This is a genomic window from Pseudomonas sp. RIT-PI-r, assembly GCF_001297015.1.
Taxonomy (GTDB): Bacteria; Pseudomonadota; Gammaproteobacteria; order Pseudomonadales; family Pseudomonadaceae; genus Aquipseudomonas.
Genome location: NZ_LIGE01000024.1, coordinates 48,142 through 69,810 on the forward strand (window position 1 = coordinate 48,142; position 21,669 = coordinate 69,810).

12 protein-coding genes are annotated in these 21,669 nt (G+C 61.1%); 4 read left to right on the forward strand and 8 right to left on the reverse strand.

Annotated features, from left to right (window positions below; all coding sequences use genetic code 11):
• Nucleotides 1–211 precede the first annotated feature (211 nt).
• Nucleotides 212–2,692: a TonB-dependent siderophore receptor gene (locus tag AK821_RS11850; protein WP_064389807.1), complete on the forward strand. Its 2,481-nt coding sequence runs from the start codon at nucleotides 212–214 to the stop codon at nucleotides 2,690–2,692.
• Between the two features lie 165 nt (nucleotides 2,693–2,857).
• Here AK821_RS11850 and AK821_RS11855 read toward each other — a convergent pair whose 3' ends face one another.
• The 5 genes from AK821_RS11855 to pvdM all read right to left on the reverse strand — a co-directional run bounded on the left by AK821_RS11855 (nucleotide 2,858) and on the right by pvdM (nucleotide 12,598).
• A complete protein-coding gene (locus tag AK821_RS11855) occupies nucleotides 2,858–7,102 on the reverse strand; it encodes an amino acid adenylation domain-containing protein (protein WP_442965588.1) in 4,245 nt (1,414 codons plus the stop codon).
• Nucleotides 7,103–7,156: 54 nt separating this feature from the next.
• Nucleotides 7,157–8,818 (reverse strand): cyclic peptide export ABC transporter, encoded by a 1,662-nt coding sequence (locus tag AK821_RS11860; RefSeq protein WP_064389808.1) that lies wholly within the window; start codon nucleotides 8,816–8,818, stop codon nucleotides 7,157–7,159.
• A 162-nt stretch (nucleotides 8,819–8,980) separates the two neighbouring features.
• Nucleotides 8,981–9,892 (reverse strand): dihydropyoverdine dehydrogenase, encoded by a 912-nt coding sequence (gene pvdO / locus AK821_RS11865; protein ID WP_064389809.1) that lies wholly within the window; start codon nucleotides 9,890–9,892, stop codon nucleotides 8,981–8,983.
• A gap of 46 nt (nucleotides 9,893–9,938) precedes the next feature.
• Nucleotides 9,939–11,231 (reverse strand): pyoverdine-tailoring periplasmic protein PvdN, encoded by a 1,293-nt coding sequence (pvdN, locus tag AK821_RS11870; RefSeq protein WP_064389810.1) that lies wholly within the window; start codon nucleotides 11,229–11,231, stop codon nucleotides 9,939–9,941.
• Nucleotides 11,228–12,598: a pyoverdine-tailoring dipeptidase-like protein PvdM gene (pvdM, locus tag AK821_RS11875; protein WP_064389811.1), complete on the reverse strand. Its 1,371-nt coding sequence runs from the start codon at nucleotides 12,596–12,598 to the stop codon at nucleotides 11,228–11,230. Before pvdM ends, pvdN begins: the two co-directional genes overlap by 4 nt.
• Before the next feature lie 251 nt (nucleotides 12,599–12,849).
• Between pvdM and pvdP the strand changes: the two genes are divergently transcribed.
• Nucleotides 12,850–14,469 carry a pyoverdine maturation tyrosinase PvdP gene (pvdP, locus tag AK821_RS11880; RefSeq protein ID WP_064389812.1) on the forward strand — a complete coding sequence of 540 codons (1,620 nt, stop codon included), beginning with the start codon at nucleotides 12,850–12,852 and terminating at the stop codon, nucleotides 14,467–14,469.
• A gap of 122 nt (nucleotides 14,470–14,591) precedes the next feature.
• Here the strand turns inward: pvdP and AK821_RS11885 are convergent, their stop codons facing one another.
• Genes AK821_RS11885 through AK821_RS11895 form a run of 3 tightly spaced genes read right to left on the reverse strand, consistent with a single transcriptional unit; the run spans nucleotide 14,592 to nucleotide 19,140 of the window.
• Nucleotides 14,592–15,986, reverse strand: a complete 1,395-nt coding sequence (locus AK821_RS11885) for an efflux transporter outer membrane subunit (RefSeq protein ID WP_064389813.1) — start codon at nucleotides 15,984–15,986, stop codon at nucleotides 14,592–14,594.
• 7 nt (nucleotides 15,987–15,993) lie between these two features.
• Complete coding sequence (locus tag AK821_RS11890; protein ID WP_064389814.1) at nucleotides 15,994–17,967, reverse strand: MacB family efflux pump subunit; 1,974 nt, start codon at nucleotides 17,965–17,967, stop codon at nucleotides 15,994–15,996.
• Nucleotides 17,968–19,140 (reverse strand): efflux RND transporter periplasmic adaptor subunit, encoded by a 1,173-nt coding sequence (locus tag AK821_RS11895; RefSeq protein WP_064389815.1) that lies wholly within the window; start codon nucleotides 19,138–19,140, stop codon nucleotides 17,968–17,970.
• Nucleotides 19,141–19,459: 319 nt separating this feature from the next.
• Here AK821_RS11895 and AK821_RS11900 point away from each other — a divergent pair, with 319 nt between their 5' ends.
• Nucleotides 19,460–19,942: a sigma-70 family RNA polymerase sigma factor gene (locus tag AK821_RS11900; RefSeq protein WP_064389816.1), complete on the forward strand. Its 483-nt coding sequence runs from the start codon at nucleotides 19,460–19,462 to the stop codon at nucleotides 19,940–19,942.
• Between the two features lie 132 nt (nucleotides 19,943–20,074).
• On the forward strand, nucleotides 20,075–21,409 hold the full coding sequence (locus tag AK821_RS11905) for a lysine N(6)-hydroxylase/L-ornithine N(5)-oxygenase family protein (RefSeq protein WP_064389817.1): 1,335 nt from the start codon (nucleotides 20,075–20,077) through the stop codon (nucleotides 21,407–21,409).
• The last annotated feature ends 260 nt before the right edge of the window (nucleotides 21,410–21,669 follow it).

A 21,669-nucleotide genomic window follows, 5' to 3' on the forward strand; every position in this document is an offset into this window, starting at 1 on the left:
GTCGGTTGGCAGGGCAGCCTCGCACCGGATCTGTTCAGCAGAAAAAATTTCGCCGTTGTTTCGCCAGATGATCGTGCCCGGGGAGGGGCCGGTCGGCCACGCACTGTCATGTTGCCCAAGGGGCCATCGACAGTGTGCGGTTCTCGAGTGCAGGCAGCGGCGGGCCCGTCGGCCCAATGGACTTTCACTTTTACCAATAATAGAGAGCACGATGTCAGCAATTCATGAGTTGAAACCTCTGTTCAAGGCACTCGTCATGTCCCGCGGCCTTCGTTCGCGTCGGGTGCTGACCGGTCTGGGGCTGGTCTGTGTGTTGCCAATCAGCGCCCAGGTGATGGCGGAAGACGTCAGCATCAACATTGCGGCGCAATCGTTGCCGCAAGCGCTGCAAGCCTTCGGCCAACAGACCAACCAGCAAGTGATCTATAACGCTGACGACATGACCGGGCTCAGAAGCCACGCGGTCAGTGGCAAGATGAGCCCGCAGGCGGCCATCGCCGAATTGCTCAGAGGCACTGGGGTGCGCTACAGCATCGAAGGCAACACGCTGATGCTGGTACGTGGCAGCAACACCCAGGGCCTGGAACTGGGCGCGACCAACATCAGCGCGCAACAGGTCGGTGCGACCACCGAAGGTAGCAACTCGTACACCTCCAACGCCGTCACCATCGGCAAGGGCACCCACACCCTCAAGGAAATTCCGCAGTCGGTCACGGTGATGACCCGCAAGCAAATGGACGACCAGGACCTGGTTGACCTCAAGGACGCGCTCAACCAGACCACTGGTGTCGTGGGTCTGCAGGGGGTCGGCAAGGGTTTGATCATTTCCTCGCGCGGTTTCCAGATCGACGACTGGCAGTACGACGGCGTGCCGATCCCGCGTAACACCTATTCGCTGGGTAACTGGGCGACCCAGGATCTGGTCTTTTTCGACCGCCTGGAAATCCTGCGCGGTGCCTCCGGGTTGCTGCAAGGCACTGGCAGCCCGGGTGGCGCAATCAACCTGGTGCGCAAGCGCGGTCAGGCGGCACCGACTGTAAGCGTGACCGGCAAGGCTGGCTCGTGGGATCACTACGGTCTGCAAGTCGACGCAGGCGGCCCGCTGAACCAGGCCGGCACCATCCGTGGTCGTCTGGTAGCCGATCAGGACCAGAGCAATTCTTTCATCGACTCTGAATGGAGTCGCACCCTGTCGCTGTACGGCTCGCTGGACTTCGACCTGAGCGAAGACACCACCCTGGGCCTGGCCGTCAGCCGTTCCGACGGTGATTCGCGTCCGATGATCCGTGGTCTGCCGCGATATGCTGACGGCAAGATGCCGGACGTCTCACGCTCCACCTACACCGGCGCGCGCTGGAACAGTTCGGACATCGACGTCACCACGCTGTACGCCGATCTTGAACATCGCTTCAACGAAGACTGGGCATTCAAGGTCGGTGCCGTGCGCATGACCGAGAGCAACAAGGCGAAGAACCAGCGCGTGCAAAGTGCCGGCGATGGTCTGGAAGCGGATGGCAGCGGCGTGCAGTACGCTAACTTCCTGACCGATTTCGACTCCACCAAGGTCGGCATCGACATGAACCTGAATGGCAAGTTCGAAGCCCTGTCGATGCAGCAGGAAGTGATGTTGGGCGGTAACTTTTCCCAGCTCGAAACGGACGACCAGCTCGCCCGTACTTTCAGCAACAGCAGCGACACGATCTTCAACCTGAACAAGGACCGTACCGACATCAGCTATGACAGCCTGATCGCTGCCAACGGTCGTGGCACGCTGAGCAAGTATGACGTTCGTCAGAAAGGTGTGTACGGCACCTGGCGTGTCAAACCGGTCGACGATCTGACCCTGGTGCTGGGCTCCCGTGTCAGCTGGTATGACTTCAGCTACAAATCCAAGGCGCAATCTTCCTTCGGCGGCATCACCAAGAACGACCCAAGTACCGCGACTGAAACCGGGGAAGTCACGCCTTACGCTGGTATCGTCTATGACCTGAGCCGCGAGTGGGCGGTTTATGCCAGCTACACCGACGTGTTCCAGCCGCAGACCAACCGCGATGTCAACGGCACCGTGCTCAAACCGGTTATCGGCAGCAACTACGAAATCGGTCTCAAGGGCGAGTTGATGGACGGCCGGGTCAACACCTCGTTGGCACTCTTCCGCTACGACCAGGAAAACCGTGCGATCAACGACATTGCCGGTGGTTTCGAGTGCGATGGTTCGTACTGCTCGACCGCTTCGGGCAAAGTGCGCAGCCAGGGTATCGACGCCGAGATCAGCGGCGAAGTGGTGCAAGACCTGCAACTGTTTGCCGGCTACACCTACAACACCACCAAGTACATCAAAGATCCTAGCAACGAAGGTCGCGTGTTCAGCACCTGGACGCCAAAACACATGCTGCGCATGTGGGCCAACTACCAGTTGCCGGGTGAGTGGAATCGCGTCAGCACCGGCCTGGGCTTCGTGACCCAGAGCCATACGCTGGGTTACGAAGGCACCTACGATGTTGCGGGTTACACCGTATGGAACGCCCGCGTCGGCTACCAGCTGACACCTGAGGTCGGCCTGGCGATGAACGCCAACAACCTGTTCGACAAGAAGTACATTGCGGCCGGTTACAACCAGCTCGACGGCAACAACAACTTCGGTGATCCGCGTAACGTGATGTTCTCCGTGAAGTGGACCCCTCAGTTCTGATGCACTGAAGGCCCTCCACCGAAGCGGCCCACGCTCCTCTACAGAGGGCGTGGGCCGTTTTTTTTTGCATACCGTCTGCAGCTGAATCCCGCAGGTTATGCGTCAAGTCACGCAAAAAAAACGCAGAAGCCAGCGCTTCTGCGTTTTTGTTTGTCAGGATGAAAATCAGTTTTTCAGTGCCGCCTCGCACGTCAGGAACACCGATTCGAAGGACTCCAGCAACGACTCACCGTAAATCATGCTGCGGTGGGGCAGGGTTGAATGCACCGAGCCTTGCAGTCGTCCGCTGACGGTGTGTTCACGCAGCACCTGTTCCGAGTGCAACACCTGTTCCAAAGTCTTGTGCGACAGCGACCACCAGCAACTGGCCTCGACCTTTAGCGTTGGCAGCGTGAAGGCGTCGTAGGATTTCACCAGCCGATCATGGATCTCGAACGCCTGGGCATTCATGATTTCCTGTTTGATGGCGTCCAGTGTCGCCACCATTTCCTGTTCGCTGGTGGCAGCCTGTTGGCTGGCCCACTGGTAGAAAGCCTTCAGATCGGTCTGCGGATTCTCGGCGAGGAAGCGTGCCGCCGCTTCGTGCAGATGAGCGAACATCAGACTGAACATTTCCACAGCCGTCGCCAGCTCATTCTGTGCGCTGAAGTACTCGGGATTTTCTTCTTCCAGTGGTTTGCGCGGCAGATCGGCCGGCAACAGGCTGTCCGGCAAGGTGGTATCGACCAGACCGAGGAAGCTTACGTTACGTCCCTGACGCTCCAGTTCCGCAGCAATGTCCATGGCGATGGAGCCGCCGAGCGACCAGCCCATCAAGCGATACGGGCCGTCCGCCTGCTTGTCGATAATCTGCCGGGTGTAGTCGGCGATCATCTGCGCCCAGGTCTGGGCGTGGGCGTGTTTATCGGCGAAGCCTGTGTGCATCACGCCGAAAGTGCGCGCGTGTTTGCTCAGGCGTTTGGCCAACGGTTGGTAGCAGAACACGATGCCGCCGCTGGGATGCAGGCAGAACAGCGGCGGGGCGCTGGTGGCCGAGGCCGAGAGCTCCACCACGCACTGGGCTTGCTGCTGATGTTGCGTGGCAATGAATTGCGCAAGGGTTTCGACGGTGGCGTGGGCGAGCATTTGCTGCAAAGCGAGTTTGATCCCCAGGCGCGCATTGAGTGCGGCAATAAACTGGATGGCCAGAATCGAATGCCCGCCCAGTTCGAAGAAGTTGTCGTCGAGGCCGACCCGGTCAACGTGCAGGGTTTCCTGCCAGAGTTCGGCCAGCGCTTGCTCCAATGCAGTTTCCGGGGCCTTGAAGCGGGTCTCCGATTGACTGATGTCAGGCAGCGGCAACGCCTTGCGATCAAGTTTGCCTGTCGGGCTGACGGGCATGGCTTCCAGCACCAGCAGATGGCTCGGCACCATGTAGCCGGGCAGACGGCTTTTCAGTTCAGCCTTGAGGGCTGCGCGCAGTTGATCGTGCTGCTCACTCGACAAATCACTGGCGCTCGGCACGACATAACCGATCAACTGCATCCCGGCCAATCCTTCGCGAGCAAGGACCAGGGCTTCGCGAACAGCCGGGATTTGCAGCAGGCAGGATTCGATTTCACCGAGTTCGATACGGAAGCCGCGAATCTTCACTTGATGATCGAGTCGGCCGACATATTCGATGACGCCATCGGCGCGATAACGTGCCAGATCACCTGTGCGGTACAGGCGCCCGCCCTGCGTGCTGAACGGATCAGGCATGAAGCGTTCGGCGGTCAGTTCCGGGCGCTGGAAATAGCCACGGGCCAATAGATCGCCAGCAATCACCAGCTCGCCGACGACGCCCACCGGGACTGGTTGACCACCGCTGTCCAGCAGATAAATGGCGCGTCCAGCCAAGGGACGGCCGATCGGCATGGTTTTCGGCAGTGGCATTTGCCCGGTGACGTAATCCGTGCAATCGAGCACCGTGGCACTGACCGTGGTTTCCGTAGGGCCATAGGTGTTGAGCAGGCGCACATGGCCAAGTCCCGCCTTGCCCCACGCCGCCACGCCTTCCGGTGGCATGGCTTCGCCGCCCACGATCACCTGGCGCAGCGGGCCGTAGTCACGGACACCGGCAGCGGCAAAATCCCTCGCCAGCATGTTCCAGTACGTGGTGGTCAGGTCGCTGACCGTGAATTGCTTGTCGAGCAACTGCCGGTACCAGGTTTCGCTGTCCCAGATGTCCGGCCCGCGCAGTACCACCGACGCGCCGCAGATCAGCGCCGGGTAGAGCTGTTCGACGAAGGCATCGAAGTTGAACGTGGCAAATTGCAGCGAACGATCGGCGGGTGTCAGGCCGAGGAATTGCAGGGCGACTTGCGCGTGTCGGGTCAAAGCCGCCTGGGTAATCCCCACACCTTTTGGTCGGCCGGTGGAACCTGAGGTGAACATCACATACGCCAGGTTATGGCCATGGGTACGGCAGGGCGGATTGTCACAGTGCGCGCTGTCGGCGAGGTCGAGTTCATCGACGCACAGTACGCTCACCGCGTCGACCGAAGGCAGGCGCTGGAGCAAAGAGCGCTGGCTGAGCAGCACGCTCAAGCCGCTGTCTTCGATCATCCAGGTCAGGCGTTCCTGCGGGTATTCGGGGTCGAGAGGCACGTACACGCCGCCGGCCTTGAGCACCGCCAGCAGGCTGACGATCATCCGCGCCGAACGCTCGACCGCGATGCCCACCCGCACTTCCGGGCCCACGCCGTAGCCGAGCAGGGTCTGCGCCAGGCCATTGGCTGCCGAGTTGAGTTGGGCATAGCTCAGGCGCACGTCATCGCAAATCAGCGCGAGGGCATGCGGCGTGGCCAGTGCCTGGCGTTCAAAGAGCTGATGCACGCCTGCGCTCGGCAATGGCGCAACGGCTGGGTTCCATTGTTCGCGTTGCTGACGGCACTCGGTGTCGCTCAGCAGCGGCAGTTCGCTCAGGGCAATATCGGGATTTGCGGTGATGGCGCGCAACAGATTCTGCCAATGCCCGGCCAACCGCTCGATGGTGGCGGGGCGGTACAGGTCGCGGCTGAATTCGATGTTGGCATCGATGCGGTTCAGGGAATAACTGACGTCCAGCGACAGGTCGAATTTCGCCTGGCCGCTGCCGGCATCGACAAAGTCCAGGGTCAATTCGCCCAGATTCAGCGGCACCGAGGCGCCGCCGTCCGTGCGCCAGTTGAACAGCACCTGGAACAACGGATTGATCTGCTGACTGCTTTGCAGTTGCAGGTCGTCGAAGCTCAACTCCAGCGGATAGTCGGCATGGTCGAGCGCGGCCAGCGATTCGCGGCGCAGACGTAGCAGAAAGTCCTTGCAAGCCAACTGCGGGTCAATCCGCACGCGATAGACCTGGGTGCTGACAAAGAATCCGACCAGATCCTGAATTTCACTGCGGTTGCGTGTGGCATTGGGCACGCCGACGGTGAAATCGTCCTGGCCACTGTAGCGGCTAAGGAGCAATTGCCAGGCACCCAACGCGACCACAAAGGGAGTCAAACCGTGCTGCTGGCAGAAGCGATTGAGTGCTTGCGCCAAGGTGGCGGGCAGGCTGAAGTCGTGTTTGCCGGCCGCATGGCTGTGCTGGTCGTTGCGCGCAAAGTCCACCGGCAGATCCAGCGGCGGCAACGTCCGGCCCAGATAATTCTGCCAGTATTCGGCGCTGGTCTTGCAGGCCGGGCTGTGCAGATAGTCGCCACGCTGCCAGTCGGCATAGTCGGCGTACTGGATGGCCGGGCGCGGCAGTGGCGCGCTCATGCCCATTGCCGCTTGCGCGTAGGCGCGGGTCAGGTCCTGCATCAGAATCGCGTTGGACCAGGCGTCCGAGGCGATATGGTGCATGTTGAGCAGCAGCAAGTGTTCCGTGTCGGCCACCTGCAGCAATGTGGCGCGCATCAGCGGCGCCTGCTTCAGGTCGAAGGGCTTGGCGGCCTCTTCGGCAGTGCGCAGGTCAATCTGCTGTTCGCGCGCTTCAGCGCTCAGCCCACGCAGATCATCGAAGCCCAACTGCAGCGTTGCGTGTGCATCGACCACCTGCATGGCTACCCCGTCGATCTCGACGATCGCACTGCGCAGGACATCGTGGCGTTCGATGACTTTATTCAGCGCCATTTCCAGATGCTGTGCTTGCAAGGCACCGCTGAGGCGCACGGCGCGTGGCAAGTTGTAGGCGGCACTGTCAGGTGTCAGCTGTTGTACGAACCACAGTCGCTGTTGCGCGAAGGAGAGGGGGGCCGGGGCCGGGTGGGGACGGGCAATGATGCCTTGGGATTGCTCGCCGGCATCTGCCATCAGCAGCGCCAGTACCTCATCATCGAGTAAGTCGTTCATCGGGCTCTCGTGGTTGGCAGCACCGTGAGCGCTGACGGCGTTGCCGACAGTCGGGTCCACGGCGATAGACATTCGGATTGAAGGCCGGCAGGACGGGCGTCCGGCCGGCTGCAAAGGTGCAATCGATCAAGCAGTCTCGAGGGGCTTTTTGTGGGTGACCACTCGGCCTCCCTCCATCCTCACCAGTTGATCGGCGACGTCGAAGTAGCGGTCGTCGTGGGAGATCACGATGATGGTCTTGCCCATCTGTTTCAGCTCCGGCAGCAGCTCGGTGTAGAAGATGCGCCGGAAGGCCGGGTCCTGATCGGCAGCCCATTCGTCGAACACCAGCACCGGACGCTCTTCCAGCCAGGCGTTGATCAGCGCCAGGCGTTTGCGCTGGCCGGTGGACAGATCGGTGGTACTGAAAACACCGTCATTGATGCTCACCTTGTGCGCAATCTCCAGGCGTTCCAGATAGCGGCTGGTGTCGGCCGGCACTTGTTTGTCGCCCTGTACCAGTTCATCGAACAGGTAGTAGTCGGCGAAGATCGTGGTGAACAGTTGGCGATAGTCATCGCGCGCCTGGGCATCGACCACCTGGCCATTGAGCAGGACTTCCCCGCGTTGCGGCGCATACAGGCCCAGCAACAATTTGATCAGGGTGGTTTTGCCGCCGCCGTTCTCGCCGACGATGAACACGATGTCACCCTGCGCGATGTTCAGATTGACCGGACCCAGCTCAAACGCTGCGCTGCCCTGAACCGGCGGGAAGGCGTAGTGCACGTTGTGCATTTGCAACTGTTGCACTGCGGTCTTGCTCGCGGGCGTCGACTCGCGCAGGAGCAAGTGCGGTTCCGGCGAGGAAAACTGCTCGGCCAGTTCGGCAATGCGTTTGAAGGCAATGTTCGCGCGACTGACCACCGGCAACGTGGTGACCAGATATTCCAGTGGGCCTTTCATGTACAGCAGCACCAGCACGAAACCGCTGAGCACGGCTTTGTCGGTACCGAGCCAGAACGATTGCAGCGCGAGGGCCAGACCGATCACCACGAAAAACAGCATCGAGCCAAAGGTTTTCGCCACCACGAACGTGTTGATCGAACGGATGTGTGTGTTACAGATGTAATCCGCCGTGCCCTCGATGCGCTGGCTGAACATGCGTTGGCGGCGCGGGCGATGAATACGCAATTCCTTGGCACCCGCGGCGATCGCGCTGTAGTGCTTTTGCAGTTCGTCCTCGGCTTCTCGCGCCGCTTCGAAACCTTTGATGCCTTTGGCCCGGGCAATGTATTGCACGACGGTGCCGATCACGATCGCGATCAACAGCAGGGCAAACATCGGCAGGGACAGGTAGGCTAGGTAACTCAGGCAACCGAGGGTGACGGTGAAAGCGATCGCCAGCGGCGCAAAGGAAAACGCGAAATCACTCACGGTGTCGACGTCATGGGTCAGCACCGGAATCAGGCGATGACTGCGAAACCGTTCGATCTGCTCGATAGGTGCCAGCAGGACTTTTTCGCCGAGTGATTTGCGCAGGCCGGCGATGATGTGCTGGCCAACATGGTTGGTGCCGATGTCCGACAGAATCGAAGTCAACAAGGCAAACGCGCAGAGGCCGGCAAACGTCAGCAGCACTGTCGCTGACGGAACGCCGCTGCCGTTCAGGGCTTTGTTGATGGTCGCCAGCAGTGCGGTGACGCTGACGCCACCAAGCATGCCGAGCAGGATCGACAGCGCCACGACGACCCGGTAAGGCTTGAGCAGGCCGAGGACTTCACTGATGGCTCCGCGCGATTTTGTGGTCATGGAGGTTTCCGCTTCTAGTGCCGCTAACGGCATCGTTTCAAGGATTGGGCTGGTTAAAAGACGAAACCCGTGGGCGGCGATTTAGCCGACCACGGGTTTATCGAGGCTGAAGCGACGAGCGAGCGGCCCGCGCCGCCATGGCGGCTGTCGTTACCGCTGTCCTTAGAGATCGCGCGCGACGCGAAAACCGATCCAGTCGCCGCGCGTATCGCTGTAGGTGGCGTTGCGATTACCCGAGCGCGAGAACACCGGTGCTTCACCCCAGTCGTTGCCGCGGATGCGGCGGATCTTGCAGTCACCGGTCAGCCAGGCACTGCCGTCACTCGGCGCGCCGACATAGTTTTCGTTGTAGCAGTCGGCGGTCCATTCATAGATGTTGCCGTGCATGTCGTAGACGCCGAAGGCGTTCGCCGGAAACTTGCCCGCCGGCGCGGTGAAGTTGTAGCCGTCGGCGGCGCCATAGGTATTGGCGTGTTTGGCGATGCTGTATTCCTTGCCTTCATCGAAGGGGAACGGGAAAGGTCCGGCGCTGCCGGCACGGGCGGCGTATTCACGCAGCGATTCGCTGACCAGTCGATACGATTTACCGGTTTTCTTCGACAGCCAGGCTACATAGGCCTCGGCCTCGGGAAAGTCCATGCACACCGCCGGATGCTTGTCGGTGTACTGCTTTTTCGGATCGCTGCCCGCGTAGTCGGGAATACCGGCCTTGCACGCGCGGCCCGGGCGTTTGTCGCCGTCGGGCATCTGATAGCCGGTGTCGGCGAGGTAGGCGTCCCATTGCCCTTTGAGCACCTGGAAACGACTGATGGCCAAGGGTTGGGCAAAGGTCACCGGGTGCATCGGACCTTCGTCCGGCTCGCGGCCGACTTCGTCCTCCGGGGTGCCCATGGTGAAGGTGCCGGTGGGCAGCACGACCATTTCCGGGCAGTCCTTGCAGTCCTTGAAGACTTTGCCCGGTTTGAGCGGTTCGGCCGCTTGCGCCAGCCCCGGCAAGGCACAACCGAGCAACGCGGCGAGGCCCAGTGCGGGTAAGGCCTTCAAGGAAAAATTACGCGGTTCACTACTGTTCATCATGACTCTCGATAACAGGTTGAAAGGAAACGTGGGAGCGGGGCGCCTACAGCTGTTTGGCCAATAGCGCCATCAAGCGATCGATTTGCGCTTCGTCGTTGAGCAGGCCCGGTGCAGTACGAATCACCGGGCCCACGTCGCGGTTCACGGCGTCGGCGACCACCCGGTTTTGCATCAGGTACGCGGCGACTTTGTCGCAGTCCTGGCCCTTGACCCGAAAGAAGGTAAAACCGGCCGACAGTTGCGTGCTCAGCGGCGTGACGAGTTCGATTTGCGGGTGTTCCAGCAGGCGTTTCTTCAGGTAGCTGTTGAGCGCGTGGATGCGCGCTTCGACCTCGGCCTTGCCCAATTGCAGATGCAGCTTGAAGGCTTCGTCCAGCGCCCAGCGATACTCGAAAGAGTGGTAGCCACCGGGCGTCATGGTGGTGGAAAACGCGGTGGCCTCGGAGAAGGTCGGGGTGATCGGCGTCACGTATTTGACCTCCTCGAAACGGCTGCAGACGATGCCGGTGCCGCGCGGGCCAAACATCCACTTGTGGGTGCCGGCAATGAAGAAATCGCAGTTCATCTGCGCGAAGCTCAGGTTGTCGACGCCGAAGCCGTGCACGCCGTCGACCACATAAATGATCCGGTCGGCATCGCTGCGGCCACGGTTGTGTTTGTCGACGATGGCGCCGATGTCACCGATCGGCAGCTTCACACCGCTGCCCGAATGCACCCAGCACATGCCCAGCACACGGGTTTCCGGGCGGATGGCCGTGTCGATGGCGGCGAGGATTTCGGCTTTGGTCGCGGTCTGCGGATCCTTGAACAGACGGATCTTGCGCACCTGCGTGCCTTCACGTTCCTTGCGCAAGGCGAGGATGGTGTGGGTGGCGTAGTGTTCGTGGGCGGTGGTGAGGATTTCCTGATCGGGGCGCACATGCACACCGCCGTAAATCATCGTCAGACCTTCAGTGGTGCTGCCGGTCAGGGCGATCTGTTTAGCGTTTACCTGCAGGTATTGGCCGGCCCAGACGCGGACGTTTTCCTCGCGCTGCTCGATCACGCCGAGGTCCCAATCCATGGCCAGGCCGGGATTTTTGTCGAGGGCGGCGCGATGCCGTTCGATCGCTTCGCGCACCGGTTTCGGGTGCGAGGTGATCAGGAAGTTGGAAAAGTGCAGGTAGTCCGGATCCTGATTGAACAGTTGCTGCAACTGCGTCCACTTGCTGCGCGGCATTGGCGCAGCGGGCGCAGCCGGGGCGGCAGCGCTGGCGATGTTCGGCAGGCTGGCACCCAGTGGCAGCGCAGCGGCGAGCAGTCCGGCCTGTTTCAGAAAATCACGACGATTGCTCATGGCTGCGTCGTTCCCTGCGCGTTGGCCAGCGCCGGTTTCTCGGCTTTTTCGACCTGATCCCAGACGCGCAGGAAGTTGCCGCCCCAGAGTTTGCCGATGTCGGCTTCGGAGTAACCGCGCGACAGCAGTTCAGCGGTGACATTGCGGATCTCGCCGACGTTCTCGAAACCTTTGACGCCGCCGCCCTCATTGAAGTCGGAGCTGATGCCGACATGGTCGATGCCGATCTTGCGCACGGCGTATTCGATGGCGTCGCCGAAATCCTTGAGGCTGGCCTTCGGTTCGTCTTCGAGGATCGCATACAGACGGCTGGCGTACAGGCCGAATTTCGTTTCGGACCAGGCCGCAATGATCGGGTCGCCCGGCATCAGCGCCATCGCCAGGTTTGGCAGGGGCGGCAGGTCGAATTCCTTGCGCAGTTCGTTGAGGCGATCCTGGGTCTTCTGGGTCAGCGGCCGCAGGTACTGGGAGAACGCGACGATTTGCACTACACCGCCGCTGTTCTTGATCAACTGCATCTCTTTGTCGCTGAGGTTGCGTGGGATGTCGACCATCGCGCGCGGCGCCGAGTGCGAGGCAATCAGTGGCGTACGGCTCAGCTGTGCGACTTGTTCGAGGGCTTTGGTCGACATTTGTGATACGTCGATGATTACGCCCAGATCATTGAGGCGCTTGACCGCCTGCTTGCCCAGATCGGAGAGGCCATCGAGGGCGTCCGGAGAATCATTGAGAAATGGCAACGGGCGCGATGAGTCCGCCCAGTCGTTGTTGCCGATATAGCTGAAACCGAACATGCGCATGCCACGCGCCGTCCACAGGTCCAGCAGATTCAAGTCATGGCCCAGTGGATAGGCGTTAAGCATGCTGATGAAAATCGCGAACTTGCCTTCTCCGTGCAGGCGGCGCATATCGTCCGGGGTGTAGGCGATTGCGACCTGATTGGGGAAGTCGCGCACCATGCCGGAAATGATCTTGTAGCGGATCTCTTGCTGGTTGCGTGCTTCATCAATGAAGCCCGCGGTAGGTTTGTGCGGGGCATCGGGGCCGTTCCACATTTCCGGCCAGCCGAAAATGGTCAGCGCCGCGCCAGATAAACGACCGCGACTGGCCTTGGCCAGGTCGAACTGGCCGGAGCCATCCTTGTCGGCCTCGTGACCGTCGGTGCCGAAGTTCTGCATCAGGCTGACATGGCTGTCGAAGGAGAGCATGCGTTCGTGCAGTTCATCTGCCTGTTTCACAACCTTGGCGTCATAGCCAAGGTCGTCCTTGAACCAGTGATGCCAGGCGGCAAAGCCTGCACCGGCACTGATCGCCAGGGCTAAGGGCAGGCCGATGAATAGAGCCTTTTTCGAACGTGGTTTTGTCATTGCCATCTCAGTCGGGTTCGCCATCGAGGTGCAGGCGCAAAGCCTTTGCTATCTGGGAAGAACGAGTGGATGGCCGTGGAATTTAGCTTGCCAGGTTAAAAGATCGCAGCCTTCGGCAGCTCCTGCAGGGATATACATTCGATGTAGGAACTGCCGAAGGCTGCGATCTTTTCAAACCCACATAAATTTACCCGCGCAACAAACGTTCTAGCTTGGATAAAGCCTGCTTCATGGCTGACACAGGTAGGGCAATGAAGATTTCTCGACGATGGTTCATGGCAGGTCTGGCGCTGACTGGCGCTGCGGTGCCTGCGGCTTGGTTTGGGCATCGTGAATGGACGAAGCCGGATCCGACGATCACTCCGGGTGAAGCGTCTTTCGACGTCGCCGACCTCGCCGGACAACGCTTGGCCAGTGCCTTGCGGGGCGTCTGGGATATTCGCTTCGAAGGCCGTGACGCAGGCCTTGAAGGGCTTCCGGCCAAGGGCCTGCAAGTGTTCCTCGACATCGGCCAGAAAGGCCGTGGCGTCTGTGGTTTTCTTGATACCCCGGAGCGTTTGCGCTCCGGTGAAACACCTCGTTACCGAATTCTTGGCGATCTCGCCGGTGCCGACGCCGCGAAGTTGACCTGGCGGCTGATCGGTGCGCAAGGCCAGATCAACTATGAGCTGGAGATGATCCTCGACGAGGTCTGGGCCGATTTCGGCAACGCCGGCAAAGGCACCCTCAGCGGTAAAGCCTTGCGCCTGGATCGCCCTCTGGCCTTGCCCGCACAGGACAACGGCTTCGTAGCGGTCAAGCGACTGTTTCCCGAAGCGCGTGAACGTACGCCACTGAATCCGACGCTGCTGGCCTGGCTGATTTCCCCCGAGCACCGGCTGTTCCACCAGTTGTGGCATGCGACGCGGGACAAGTGGCACACCTTGCCAGAGGACAAGCGCGAAGCCTTGCGCGGCATCGGCTGGCAACCGGGGCCGCGCGACAAGGAGCGCGATGCTCGTGGGCCGCGCAAGGACCGCAATGGTTCCGGCGTCGATTTCTTCTTTATGCACCGGCACATGCTCGGCACGGCGCGCTCGATGCAGGACCTGCCATCGTGGCAATACTTTCCGCTGCCACAGCCGGAATTGATCCGTGATCGCCCGGGTTTCGCCCGTTACTTCGACAATCATGACGGCACGGCGCTGCCGCCTCCGTGGCTGGCCGACGGTGATGATGAATACAGCAAGTGGGTCAGCGATCTCAAGACGGCCGAGACCTACGAAAGCAACTTCCAGGTCTGGGAGTCGCAATACCGTGATCCGGTGTACCTGGCTAGACTCACCCTCGGTCAGTTCGGTTCCGAGGTTGAATTGGGCCTGCACGACTGGCTGCACATGCGCTGGGCGTCTGTGCCGCGCGATCCGTCCAACGGTCAGCCCGTGCCTTTTGCGCGTGATCCTGCCGACTTCGCTGCACGTTGGTATGGCCCGGAAAATGACTTCCTTGGCGACCCGTTTTCATCCCACGTCAACCCGTCGTTCTGGCACTTCCATGGCTGGATCGATGATCGTATTGAAGACTGGTTTCGCGCTCACGAGCGTTTCCATCCGGGGGAGGTCACGCGCAAGGTGGTCAATGGTGTGCAGTGGTTTGCACCGGGACGCTGGAACGAAGTCGATGACCCCTGGCTGGGTCCGGTCACCCATGGTTGCAGCACCACGCCGGGGTTGCAGGCGGGCAAGACCGTGGAGATGGACCCGGAAACCATGAAGCTGGCGCTGCGCATCACCTTCCTCAACGACGAGGAAAAACTCGCCGGGCTGTTCCGCCGCGTGCCGCAACGACCGTGGTATGCGCGCAATCTGAAGGCCAAACAGACTCAGGCCTGATTACCGCGTCAACTTCTTCGCGAGCAGGCTCGCTCCCACAGGTTGGCCGCATCCCACCAGTTGAAATGCGCTCTCTTGTGGGAGCGAGCCTGCTCGCGAAAGCGCTTGGCCGGGCTGCGCGATTACAGTGCCTGCCACCCGCCGCCCAAGGCCTTGTACAAGGCAATGCTCGCCTGCATTCGCGACAGCCGCAGTTGCACGTTCTGGTCCTGCGCCGCATACAGCGTGCGCTGGGTTTCCAATACGGTCAGCAAGTCCTCGGCGCCGGCCTGATAGCGGCTCTGGGCGATGTTGAAGGCGGTTTGCGCCTGGTTCAGCTCTTCGCTCTGCCACTGCCGTTGTTCATCGAGGCCGCGGATGCTGTTGAGGGCTTTTTCGACGTCGGCGAAACCGTTGATGATCGCGCCTCGATAGGTTTCCAGCAGCTCCTGCTGACGAGCCGTGGCTTTGTCGCGTTCGGCGCCCAAACGGCCATTGTTGAAGATCGGTGCGATCAGCCCGCCGGTGAGGTTATAGAACGGACTGCGCCACAGGTCACCCGCCTGATTGGCGCCGGAGCCGATGCTCGCGCTCAGGGTGATTTTTGGCAGCATCGCCGCGCGAGCCACGGTGACGTCCGCCTGGGCTGCCGCCAGTTGCGCCTCGGCGCGGGCAATGTCCGGGCGGCGGGTCAGCAGTTCGCTGGGCAGGCCGGCAGCAATCTGCGGCCATTGCAATTGATCGAAGGACTCATGACCGGTCGGCAGGTCTTGCACTGGACGCCCGAGCAGCGCCGCCAGCGCGATTCGCGCATCTTGGGCTTGTTGCCGGACGGTCGGCAGTTGGCGTTGTTGTGCGGCCACCAGGCTTTTCTGCTGGGCCAGCTCCAGCGCGGTGGCCGAGCCGGCGTTGTAGCGCGTCTGCACCAGTTGCAGAACGCTTTGCGCATTGGCCAGGTTCAGCTCGGCAATGCGACTCTGCTCCTGCAGCGACAGCACCTGGGTGTAACTGTTGGCGACGCCGCTGAGCAAGGTCAATTCGACGGTGGCGCGATCGAACTCGCTGGCTTGCAGGCTGAACTGTGCACTGTCGCGCGATGCGCGCTTGCCGCCCCAGAAGTCGATTTCGTAACTGGCGTTGAGGCCGACATCGAAGTAGTCCACAGCCTTGTTGCTGCTGTCGGCATCCAGTTGACGGTAACCTTCGCCACGCAACAGCTTCTGCCGATTGGCGTTGCCGGTGCCTTGTATTTCCGGCAATTGCGAGCCACTGGCAATGACGGTGGCAGCGCGCGCCTGACGCACGCGAGCGATGGCTGCGGCCAGATCATAACTGCCGACCTGAGCCTGTTCGATCAGTTGATTGAGCTGCGGGCTGGCGAAGCGCGTCCACCAGCGCAGGGTGTCGCGTTCGGCGCGGGTGTCGTGTGGCGATTGCCACGCAACAGGCGGGACAATGCCGCTGTCCGGACGTTGTGCGGAACTGCCGCAAGCGCTGAGTATCAGGCAGGCGGTCAACAGGCTGAGGCGCGGTTTCATAGAGCGATCATTCACTGGTAAGGGCCGTGACCGGGTCGAGTCGGGCAGCTTTGCGGGCCGGCATGAAGCCGAAGACAACACCGGTGACCAGGGCGCAACCAAAAGCGCCGAGTACCGCCATCAACGAGAACGCTACCGCGACCTCACTGAGAATCAGCACGCCGCCAATGATCAGCGCCAGGGCGATGCCGGCGATGCCGCCGACCACCGAGAGCATCACCGCTTCAGTGAGAAACTGGCGCAGGATGTCGCGCTGACGGGCGCCGGTGGCCATGCGGATACCGATCTCGCGGGTGCGTTCGCGGACGGTCATGAGCATGATGTTCATCACGCCGATGCCGCCGACCAGCAACGAGATCGCCGCAATCGAGCCGAGCATCAGCGACAGGGTGTTTTGTGTGCGCGCTTCGGCCTGGATCATCGCGGCGTTGTTGGTCAGTTCGAAATCCTTTTTGCCGTTGTGCAGGTTCAACATCAATTGTTCGATGGCATGTTCGGTGTCCTTGACCTTGCGTGCGTCGGCGGCAGCGATGGCCACGTACTCGGGATTGCGCGTGCCGAACAGCCTGACGCTGGCAGCGGAGTAGGGCACGGCGATGCGGTTGTCGCTGTCGGAGTCGCCGGAGCTGGCACCTTTTTCCGCGAGCACCCCGACCACCTGAAACGGTACGTTCTCGATCAGGATGTACTGGCCGATCGGATTGGGTATGTCCTTGAGGAGTTTGGTCCGCACCTTGTGCCCGATCACCGCAACGGCGGCTGCGTTCTGTTCGTCGGCCTCAGTGAAGTAACTGCCCTGTACCACCGGCCAGTTGAAGATCGCCGGGAAATTGGTGTCATTGCCGCCGACGTAACTGAGGTGATCGGCATTGCCGAAGCGCACGCCGGCTTCGGCGCCATTGACCGGCATGATCCGCTGCACTTGCGGCAGGCTCGCCAGAGCGTGCACATCGTCGAGGGTGATGATGCCCGGTGGCGTTCGCGGGTTGGGCGCCGAGCCGCTGAGATAAATGATGTTCGAGCCGAACGCGCCCATTTGCGCCATGACCTGACGCTTGCTGCCCTCGCCGACGGCGAGCATCACCACCACCGAGGCGACGCCGATGATGATGCCGAGCAGGGTCAGCGCGGTGCGGAAGCGGTTGATCCACATCACTCGCCAAGCGGCGTGCAGGGCATCGACCAGTTCACCTTTCCAGGCGCCGGTAGCTTCGGCGCCTTCGCTCAAGCGCTTGCGCAGATCCACCGCTTGCAGGGCGCCGGGATTGGCACTGTGCTGGGCGTCGGGGTTGTTTCTGGCGCTATCGCTGATGATCAAGCCATCGCTGATTTCGATAATGCGCTTGGCCCGCGCCGCCACTTCGCGGTCGTGGGTGATGAGAATGACCACGTGGCCCTGGCTCGCCAGTTCATCGAGCAGCGCCATGACTTCTTTGCCGCTGTGGCTGTCGAGGGCGCCGGTCGGTTCGTCGGCCAGAATGATGTGACCGCCATTCATCAGTGCGCGAGCAATCGACACGCGTTGTTGCTGGCCGCCGGACAGCTGATGGGGGCGGTTGCCGGTGCGCGCGGCCAGGCCGAGACGGTCGAGCAGGGCGGCGGCGCGCGCATGGCGTTCGGCGGCGGGTGTGCCGGCGTAGATGGCCGGCATCTCGACGTTCTCCTGGGCCGAGCCGGACGGAATCAGGTGATAGCCCTGGAACACGAAACCGAAGGCTTCGCGCCGCAGCCAGGCCAGTTCATCGCTGTCGAGGCCGGCGACGTTTTCCCCGGCGAAGCGGTATTCGCCGGACGTCGGCCGGTCGAGGCAGCCGAGAATGTTCATCAGTGTCGATTTACCGGAACCGGACGCGCCGACAATCGCCACGAACTCGCCGGCGTGAATCGACAGGTCGATGCCGCGCAACACGTGAACTTCGGGAGCGTCACCGCCGCCGTAGGATTTGCGGATGTCCTGCAGGTCGATCAGAGGCGTTTGCATTCAACCTCCGCTGCCGTCGGCCGGGCCGATCAGCAAGTGATCGCCTTCGTTCAAGCCCTCGATAATCTGCACTTTGAGACGGTCGCTGATGCCGGTGCGTACTTCGCGGGACTGAATCTGGCCATTGGCGGCGATGACCTGCGCGGTCTGCCGATTGGCCACCGCGCTGCCTTGCAGGGCAGCGACCGGTGCCGTGAGAACGTTTTTTGCCTGGTCGGCAACGAAGAACACTTGCGTGGTCATCTCTGCCATCAAGGCGTTGTCGGCGTTATCGACGTCCAGCAGCACGGTGTACAGCACCACGCGCGCGCTGCCGCTTTTACTCGAACTGGCCGGGCTGCCGCCGCCCTGACTGGTTTGATCCAGCGGTTTGGGGGGCACCGGCAGAATTTGTCGTACGGTGCTGCTCCAGCGCCGATTACCACCGCTGAGCGTGGTGAAGTACGCGGTCATGCCCGGTTTGACATGGCCGATGTCCGCCTCGGAGACCTCAGCCCAGACCGTCATTGGCGACAGTTTGGCGATACGCAGAATCAGCGGCGTCTGTTGCTGGGCATTGAGGGTCTGGCCTTCGCGGGCATCGAGTGCAACCACCGTGCCTTCCATCGGCGCATAGATGCGCGTGTAACCGAGTTCGGCCTGGTCACTGCGCAGACTGGCCTCGGCCTGACGGATCTGCGCACGGAACATATCGATCCGCGCCTGGGTGGCCTTGAGTTCGGCGCGCGCGGTCTGCACGTCTTCTTCGCGGGTGGCGCCACCGGCCGCGAGGTTCTGCTGGCGTTGGTACTTCTGTCGCGCCAATTCGTGCTGCGACTGTTGTTCTTGCAACTGCGCCTTGAGGTTCTCGATGGAGAACTGGCTGGCGTCGAGTTTGGCCTTTTGCGTCGATGGATCGATCTCGACCAGCAATTGTCCTTGCTTGACCACGTCGCCGACTTCCACGTGGATTTTGCGGATCTGCCCGGAAGCCTGCGCACCGACATCCACGTAGCGCCGTGGCTGCAACGTGCCCAGCGCGGTGACGCTGCTTTCAATGTCGCCGCGACTGACTTGCACGGTGGCGAACTTGTCCCGGCCAGGGGGCAATATCTGCCAGGCGGCTACGGCGACAACGGGAATCAGACAAAGGGCTACGAGCAGGGCGCGTCGGGCGGGGCGGGGACGTTTCATGCAGGGTTCCGGCCAGTGGAAATCGACCCGTCATCCAGCCGGCACCACACACGGGCCAAGACCGAACGCTGGCGCAGGAGGCGACAGATACGGGGAACTGTTTTTTAAACGAGGGACGCGTTGGGTAATTTAAGTGCTGAAAAACGCGGTAACAGGTATAGAAGCTAACAATTTGTCGGGCAAATCGAAACAGCGCTTTAAATCTATATGAGAATTACTATAAATTACGCATCTGAAATTGCCAGCATCGTGCCACTGTCGTTTTGACGGTGGCGGGTGTGGCTCAAGGATCGAAACCGCACTGCTGCGGCCGGGAGTCATGTTGGAAAACTACTATCGCGAGCTGGTGTGTTTCCTGAACGCCAAGCTGGGCAACCGCCAGGTTGCCGAGGATGTGGTGCATGACGCCTATTTACGCGTACTCGAGCGCTCCAGCGACACGCCGATCGAGCAGCCCCGGGCGTTTCTTTATCGAACGGCATTGAATCTGGTCATCGACGACCATCGTCGCAATGCCTCGCGCCAGGTCGAATCGCTGGAAGTGCTCGACAACGAAGAGCGCTATTTCAGCCCGTCGCCCCATGGCACCCTCGATCACGGTCAACGCCTGGAGATGCTCCAGCGCGCGCTGGCCGAATTATCGCCGCTGTGCCGCGAAAGCTTTCTGCTGCGCAAGATCGAAGGCCTGTCCCACAACGAAATCGCCGCAAGCCTGGGCATTTCCAAAGCGCTGGTGGAAAAGCACATCGTCAATGCCATGAAACATTGCCGGGTGCGCATCAAACAATGGGACGCCCATTGATCCCTCCTCAGTAAATTTCTTTTCACCGTCCTCGTTCCTACTCAACAGACGATCTGCTGTCCTGCTCCGGGCCGGTCAGGTCACCCAGGCTTTATCCCCACGGTTGAGGGGTTCATCCAGAGGACACTGGAAATGACACAGGCAATTGCATCGCCCATCGTTCACGACCTGATCGGCGTCGGTTTCGGCCCTTCGAACCTGGCGCTGGCCATCGCTCTGCAAGAGCGCGGCCCGATCCAGGGTGAGCTGGATGTGCTGTTCCTCGACAAGCAGGCCAACTACAGCTGGCACGGCAATACCCTGTCGACGCAAAGCGAGTTGCAGATTTCCTTCCTCAAGGATCTGGTGACCCTGCGTAATCCGACCAGCCCGTATTCGTTCGTCAATTACCTCAAGTACCACGGGCGTCTGGTCGACTTCATCAACCTCGGCACCTTTTACCCATGCCGCATGGAGTACAACGATTACCTGCGCTGGGTCGCCGGGCAGTTCACCGAGCAGAGCCGTTACGGCGAAGAAGTGCTGACCATCGAGCCGGTGCTGCACAACCATCAGGTTGAAGCATTGCGGGTTATTTCCCGTGGCAGCGACGGCCTGCAACATGTGCGCACGACCCGCTCGGTGGTGGTCAGCGCCGGCGGCACGCCGCGTATTCCCGAGGCGTTCAAGGCGCTGAAGGGCGACACTCGCGTGTTCCACCACTCGCAGTATCTGTCGCAGATGGCCAAGCAGCCGTGCGTGAACAACCAGCCGATGAGCATTGCGATCATCGGTGGTGGGCAGAGCGCGGCCGAAGCCTTTATCGATCTGAACGATTCGTTCCCGTCGGTGCAGGTCGACATGATCCTGCGCGGCTCGGCGTTGAAGCCTGCGGACGACAGCCCGTTCGTCAACGAAGTGTTCTCGCCGGAATTCACCGACCTGGTGTTCCAGCAGAACAGCGCCGAGCGTGAGCGCTTGGTCAACGAGTACCACAACACCAACTATTCGGTGGTCGACATCGACCTGATCGAGCGCATCTACGGCATCTTCTATCGTCAGAAGGTTTCCGGGATTGCCCGTCACGCGTTCCGCACGCTGACCACCGTCGAGAGCGCTACCGCTACCGAAAACGGTATCGCGTTGGCCGTGCGCAACAACGCCACCGGCGAAGTCACCGTGCGCAATTACGACGCTGTGGTTCTGGCCACCGGCTACGAGCGGCAGATGCACCGCAAACTGCTGGCACCGCTGGAAGAGTACCTGGGCGACTTCGAGGTTGATCGCAACTACAAACTGATCACCGACGAGCGCTGCAAGGCCGGCATCTACATGCAGGGCTTCTGCCAGGCCAGCCATGGTCTGAGCGACACGTTGCTGTCGGTGTTGCCGATCCGCGCGGACGAGATTGCCGGTTCTTTGTATGAGCATGGCAAGCATCGTGGGCATCGTTCGATGGCGGATCTGCTGTTGGCGACGGCCAGCTGAATCTGCTGCGCCTGAACCAGATCGTTCCCACGCTCTGCGTGGGAATGCCTCTACGGACGCTCCGCGTTCGGCCTTCGATAGGGACGCGGAGCGTCCTGGGCTGCATTCCCACGCAGAGCGTGGGAACGATCATCCTGAACCCTTCCTGAACATCCCCCACATTCCCCGACACACGGCCTTTTGCGGGTTTACTCTCCAATCATCGGGGCGTAAGCTTCGCGCGTTTTCATCAATAGCGGAGACCCACAGTGGGTACTTGT